Source organism: Aeromonas sp. MdU4 (assembly GCF_041929505.1).
Classification (GTDB): Bacteria; Pseudomonadota; Gammaproteobacteria; order Enterobacterales; family Aeromonadaceae; genus Aeromonas.
In genome coordinates, this window is record NZ_JBHFMW010000046.1 from 1 (window position 1) to 2,169 (window position 2,169).

At 52.5% G+C, this 2,169-nt stretch carries 1 protein-coding gene and 2 pseudogenes; 2 read left to right on the forward strand and 1 reads right to left on the reverse strand.

The features are described 5' to 3' along the window. Window positions 1–69: 69 nt before the first annotated feature. Window positions 70–330, forward strand: a pseudogene (locus ACE1BR_RS22310) (transposase); the annotation flags it as partial. A gap of 240 nt (window positions 331–570) precedes the next feature. On the opposite strand, the gene ACE1BR_RS22315 reads toward ACE1BR_RS22310, so the two are convergent. Next, a complete protein-coding gene (locus ACE1BR_RS22315) occupies window positions 571–1,614 on the reverse strand; it encodes an IS110 family transposase (protein WP_374874174.1) in 1,044 nt (347 codons plus the stop codon). A 61-nt stretch (window positions 1,615–1,675) separates the two neighbouring features. Between ACE1BR_RS22315 and ACE1BR_RS22320 the strand changes: the two are divergent. After that, window positions 1,676–2,107: pseudogene (locus ACE1BR_RS22320) on the forward strand (IS3 family transposase); the annotation flags it as partial. Window positions 2,108–2,169: the final 62 nt, after the last annotated feature.

Here is a 2,169-nt window from a genome sequence, read left to right on the forward strand (position 1 = left end):
GTGAAAATCAGGATACCTCACGGACACCATTTTAGGTGGTACAGTCGCCACCATGACCTGAGGTGTTCAATGACAAGATTACGTCGCTCATTTACTGCCGAATTCAAACTCGACGCCGCATCCCTGGTGCTCGACCAGGGATATTCAGTCCCCGAAGCCAGCCGTTCACTGGACGTCGGTGAAACCCTGCTTCGTCGCTGGGTTCAGCAGCTTCAATCCGAACGCAGTGGCACAACCCCAATCAGCAAAGCGCTGACTCCAGAGCAGCAAAAAATTCAGGAGCTGGAAGCCCGTATCAATCGACTCGAACGTGAAAAGGACATTCTAAAAAATGTATGGTCTGCTCCTTATCTGCAAGCTTGAACTGATTTCCAGAAGTCGTTTGCGTCAATGTATCCGGCCTGTCTGTGAGCCGTTTTCCGGCTCTGGCCTTGATGGGATCCGCACGTCGTCGTCCTAATAAAGCTACCAGTCATGAGAGACTGCTTTTTTAGCCAGGCTGCAACGTCGTGGGGTAAACGCTTCTGTCATCTGTTTTTGGCTCGCAAAACCGAGTATGAGTTCTATCAGTTAAACGGCTGAACTTGTGTTGGGATACGGTTGGTAATCCCTGCCGGATGTCAGCACTTTCCAACAAATTCGCATTATCTTATTGGCCAAGGCGATAAGGACCACATGGTGGTGATGGCCGACCTCTAGCCTCGCGACCCATTCGCCTAACGATGATTTGTCACGCTTCATGTGAATTTTCAGCGCTTTGGCGCCCTGAATAACCATTTGCCTTAAATAGCTATTGCCACGCTTACTGATCCCGCCGAGCGAAGATTTGCCACCCGTTGAATATTGCCTGGGGACCAGCCCCAACCAGGCTGACAGGTCGCGGGCTTTCTTGAATTGTGAGCCATTGCCAATTGCGGCAATCAACGCGGTTGAGACAATTGGTCCAATGCCGGGGACGGTACTGATTTTTTGGCACAAACTCGATGTGCTCGAGGCTTGTCCGAGCATGAGGCTCATGTCATCAATCTGAATATCCAGTTGTTGCCACCGTTCTCTCAGGCGCAATACCAGGGCGCGGATAAAGTCAGGCAAGCCATTCTCGGCATCTTCAAGGATAGTCGGCAGAGAGCGCTCGAAGACTTTTCTGCCGACTGGCACGGTGAGCCCATATTCCAGCAGCAACGCTCGCATCTTATTGACTGTGGCGGTACGTTCGACGATGAAACGCTGACGGACGCGATGAGTCGCCTGCAATGCCAACTGTTCATGAGATTTCAACGGGACACAGCGCATAGTGCCTCTGCTACCAGCCTCGGCAATGGCGGTGGCATCGTTGAAGTCATTCTTGTTCGATTTGAGGTAGGGCTTCACAAATTGGGCAGGGATAATCTTGGGTTCGAACCCCGCCTGTTGAAACAGGCGCCCCCAGTATTGCGAACCAGGACATGCCTCGAAGGCAACCCGACAGGGTGGAGTCGTACTGATGAACTGTTTCAGTTGTGAACGAGTGAGCTTTTGCTTGGTCAATACATGCCCCATGCGATCCATCGCCACCAGGTGAAACCAATTTTTGCCTAAATCGATCCCGTAAATGTAAATCTGCGCTTGCGTCATGATGAGCCTCCTTGATGCTGGCTCCAGCATAGCGGGGTGGATGGAGCAGACCATCCCATTAGGCTACTGCTCTCTTGATGGCGGACGAGTTCACACGTATGCGCTGATAGACCGATTAAGGGAGCAAGCCCCCATTACTCTGGTCTGCTGCGCTTTCGATGTTCCAACATCCTGTTTTTACGACTATCTGGCTCGCAGGCGGACTATTAACCGTGAGCGCATGCAGCAGCGCGGTGAGTTGCGCCGTTTGTTCAAAGAAAGCCGGAACTCAACGGGCAGCCGTGCCTTGATGTCGATGATGCGGGAGTTGGGGTATCAGATTGGTCGATTCAAAGTACGTAACCTGATGAAGGAAGCCGGGCTGGTATCCAAACAGCCGGGCGCACACCGCTATAAGGTGGCACAGTCTGAACGACCGGACATTCCCAATCTGCTGGCCCGCGAATTTGATGTCCAGCAACCCAATCAGGTGTGGTGTGGCGATATCACCTACGGTGTGCCCGGAGTTCAGGGCGAGCACGGATGCTCAAATGAACCACGAGTCTGTCTGGAATA